This is a genomic window from Streptomyces himastatinicus ATCC 53653, from assembly GCF_000158915.1.
GTDB classification, from domain to species: domain Bacteria; phylum Actinomycetota; class Actinomycetes; order Streptomycetales; family Streptomycetaceae; genus Streptomyces; species Streptomyces himastatinicus.
In genome coordinates this window covers 1366325-1370141 of sequence record NZ_GG657754.1, presented here as the reverse complement: position 1 = coordinate 1370141, position 3817 = coordinate 1366325, and the positions used below count along the sequence as shown (strand labels likewise).

Below are 3817 nucleotides of genomic sequence, written 5' to 3'. Positions count from 1 at the left end.
CCATGTGGTGGGCGACGACGCCCCCATCAGCAACCCCACCCCGCTGTCCGTGCTGGCCGAGCACACCGGCCTCTTCCTGTGCTTCGGCGGTATGCCCGCCAAGAACACCCAGGTCAACGCGGGCGGCATCAGCCGCCACAGAGCCGCCGGGCTGCTGAAGCGCGGCCCGCGGGCGGGGCGCCCGCTTCTCCTGGTGAGCCCCCTGCGCGACGATCTCGCCGCCGAGCTGGACGCCGAGTGGCTGGCCCCCGTCCCCGGCACCGACACCGCGCTGATGCTGGCGCTGTGCCACGTCCTGATCGAGGAGGGCCGCTACGACGCCGACTTCTGCCACCGCCACTGCGCGGGCTTCGACACCTTCGCCCGCCACGTCCTCGGCCACGACGGCACGGCCGCCAAGACCCCCCGGTGGGCCGAGCCGATCTGCGGCATCCCCGCCGCCCGCATCGCGGAGCTGGCCCGGGAGCTGACCGAGCACCGCACCATGGTCTCCCTCAGCTGGTCCCTCCAGCGCGCCCACCGCGGCGAACAGCCGCTGTGGGCGGGCGTCGCGCTGGCCTGTCTGCTGGGCCAGATCGGCCTGCCGGGCGGGGGCTTCGGGCACGGTTACGGCGCCACCGGCGGCACGGGTGCCGGGACGCTGCCGTACAAGCTGCCCACCCTGGACCAGGGCACCAACCCCGTCGACGACTTCATCCCCGTCGCCCGCATCGCCGACCTCCTCCTCCACCCCGGCGAGGAGTTCGACTACGACGGCGGGCGCCACACCTATCCCGACATCCGCCTCGTCCACTGGGCCGGGGGCAACCCCTTCCACCACCACCAGGACCTCGGACGGCTGCGCCGCGCCTTCGCCCGCCCGGACACGGTCGTGGTCCACGAGCCGCACTGGACGGCCACCGCCCGCCACGCCGACATCGTTGCTGCCCGCCACCACCACCCTGGAACGCGACGACATCGGCGGCGCCAAACAGGACACCGCGCTCATCGCCATGCACCGCGTCACCGATCCCGTCGGCGAGGCCCGCGACGACTACCGCATCCTCAGCGACCTGGCCAGCGAACTCGGCATCGGCCACGCCTTCACCCAGGGCCGCGACACGAACGGCTGGCTGGAACACCTCTATGAGACCTGGCGCCAGGGCCTGCCCTCCGAATACACCCCCGAGCAGGACTTCAAGACCTTCTGGCGCGCGGGCCGCCTCCCCCTGCGGGCCCTGCGCGAACAACGCACCCTCTACGCCGACTTCCGCACCGACCCCGACACCGCCCCACTGCCCACCCCCAGCGGCCGCATCGAGCTGTACTCGGCCACCATCGCCTCCTACGGCTACGACGACTGCCCCGGCCACCCCACCTGGCTGCCGCCGGAGCAACCTGACGCCGATGACGCCGCCGGCCCGGGCGCGTACCCCCTGCACATGGTCGCCAACAACCCACCCACCCGGCTGCACAGCCAGCTCGACCAGGGCGAACTCAGCGCCTCCTCCAAGGTGCGCGGCCGCGAACCGGTCCGGATGCACCCCGATGACGCCGCGGCGCGCGGCGTACGCGACGGCGACGTGGTGCGCATCCGCTCCACCGTGGGCAGCTGCCTGGCCGGTGCCGTGCTCAGCGACGCCGTGCGGCCCGGCGTGGTTCAACTCGCCACCGGCGCCTGGTTCGACCCCTCCGCCCCCGAGGTGGCCACCTGCGTCCACGGCAACCCCAACGCCATCACCCGCGACATCGGCACCTCACGCCTCGCCCAGGGCTGCACCGGTCAGCTCGCGCGGGTCGAGGTGGAACGGTACGGCGGACCGCTGCCCGCCGTCCGTGCCCACAACCTGTCACATTGAGGACAGGGACGAAGTGCTCCCTGGGGAGCGGAGCGGGTCTTGATGCCATCTTGTGGACAAACGGAATATCGGTGCCGATGCGAGGCTAAGCTATCCGCTCATCGGGCGGAGCACGGGAGGTCGCGTTGTCACAAGGGGGGCCCGACCGGGCCACGTTGATCGCCCGGCTGGCGAAGCTGTACCCGGAGGCCAGATCCGTCCGGCGGCTCATGGAGACGGCCGGAATCCCGAGCGACATGGTGGACTTCGGCGGCGGCGCGCGGGACGTGTGGCACGCCGCACTGCGTGAGACGGACAACCGGGGCAAGCGAGTGGCCCTGCTGACCACCGCCGTCGGCGAGTTCTCGGACGACGAGGAGCTGCGCCGGGCCCTGTCCCAGGCGCTCACCGACCCGGCCGCGACGCCCAAGGCCGCCCCGGTCGGAGCGGGCGGCGGGGTGTCCGTCGCGGGCGCCGAGAAGCTGATGGGTGCTCAGAGCACCCTGCTGCCACTGGCGTTCCTGGAGAACGGGCTGCGGGCGGCGCGCGCCGTGGGGCTGTTGCGGGACGATGTGGAGGCCCTGGGCACCGGCTTCCTGGTGGCGGGGGACATCGTCGTCACCGCCGGCCATGTCCTCCCCGACGAGGCAGCCGCCGCAGGAGCCCATCTCGTCCTCGGCTACCAGGAGGGACCGGGCGGCGAGATCGTCGGCGGCACGTCGCACGCGCTCGCCCCGGACCTCGGTTTCGCCACCTCCGAGCGCCATGACCTCACCGTCGTCCGCGCCCGGGAGCCGCTGACCGAGGAGTGGGGCGCGCTCACCCTCGCCCCGCCCCGGGCACCGACGCTGCAACGGGTCAACATCGTCCAGCACCCCGGCGGCGCCCCCAAGAAGATCGCGCTCTACCACAACGTGGTCACCCACGCCGACGAGCACCGGGTGCTCTACCTCACCGACACCCTCCCCGGCTCCTCCGGCTCCCCGGCCTTCGACGACCGGTGGCGGGTCGCCGCCGTGCACCGCGCTGGCGGACACCTCCCGGCCCCCGACGGCACCGGGCACGTGTACAGCAACGAGGGCGTCCCGGTGCGATGGCTGGCCGAGCTGCTCGCCACCCTCACCACCTGAGGGCACGGTGAGCGTGGCACTTCCCATCGGGCCGGAACGAGAGGTCCTGGCCGAGCGGGCCCGTATCCAGTGGTGCCCCGACTTCGTGGCGGAGCTGGCCCGCCGTCTGGAGACCGCCGACCGCGCCCACAATAAAAAGCCCGCGCCGGGATCGAGGTCGACTGGCCCGCCGACCGCGGCCCGCTGGGGGCGCTGCTGTACGGCGCGTTCCGGCACCGCGTGCACCGGCCCGACGTCATAAGGAGGCTGTTCGACGCCCTGGAGCGGGAGTACGACGCGCCGCCCTGGGTGCCCGAGCTGCGGCTCGGCTACGACGCCCTGCCCGGCGGCGACCCGGCCCCGCTTCCCGCCGTCGCCGCCGGGCTGCTCGACGCCGACGAGCGCCGGGACCTCGACGCGCTGCTGGCCGACCCCCGCTGCCCCACCGACCCGGACCAGCTGTGCGAGGTGCTGTGGGCCGCGGCCTCGTCCCTGGGGGTGCTGGTGGCCAAGGACGGTCTGCTCGCCGCCGAACAGGCCGGGAGCGTGACCGCCCTGGTCGACGACCTGGACACGCGCAACAGCCCCGACACCCGGGTGCCGCCGCTGCTCGTCTTCCTGGAACACCTCGCCGCCCGTGCGGAGGACCCCGTGGGCGGCGAACTGCGGGTCTGGATCGACACCGTGGCCCACCGCCGCACCGGCCGGATGCCCGCCGCACGGCTCACCGCCGAGCGCGGCGCCGCCGCCTCCGCGGCCGAGGCCCCGGCGCCCCCGTACACCAGCTGCCTGGTCAGGGCCGAGCGCTGCGACCCCGGCGGCGACCGCTACCGGCTCGCCGCCTGGCTGTACCGCGGGGGGCCGCTGTCTGGGCGTCAGCTCCAGGACGAC

Annotated in this window: 4 protein-coding genes; all 4 read left to right on the top strand. The window is 73.8% G+C overall.

Annotated features, from left to right (window positions below; genetic code table 11):
• Positions 1–1129 (top strand): molybdopterin-dependent oxidoreductase (locus SSOG_RS54735; RefSeq protein WP_208867327.1); only part of this gene is annotated, 1129 nt, incomplete at its 5' end.
• Positions 1130–1421: 292 nt separating this feature from the next.
• Positions 1422–1838: a molybdopterin dinucleotide binding domain-containing protein gene (locus SSOG_RS55660; protein ID WP_245606575.1), complete on the top strand. Its 417-nt coding sequence runs from the start codon at positions 1422–1424 to the stop codon at positions 1836–1838.
• 125 nt (positions 1839–1963) lie between these two features.
• Positions 1964–2947 (top strand): trypsin-like peptidase domain-containing protein, encoded by a 984-nt coding sequence (locus SSOG_RS05135; RefSeq protein WP_009713148.1) that lies wholly within the window; start codon positions 1964–1966, stop codon positions 2945–2947.
• Between the two features lie 219 nt (positions 2948–3166).
• A partial coding sequence (locus SSOG_RS53270) for a hypothetical protein (protein ID WP_039936615.1) occupies positions 3167–3817 on the top strand: 651 nt, incomplete at its 3' end.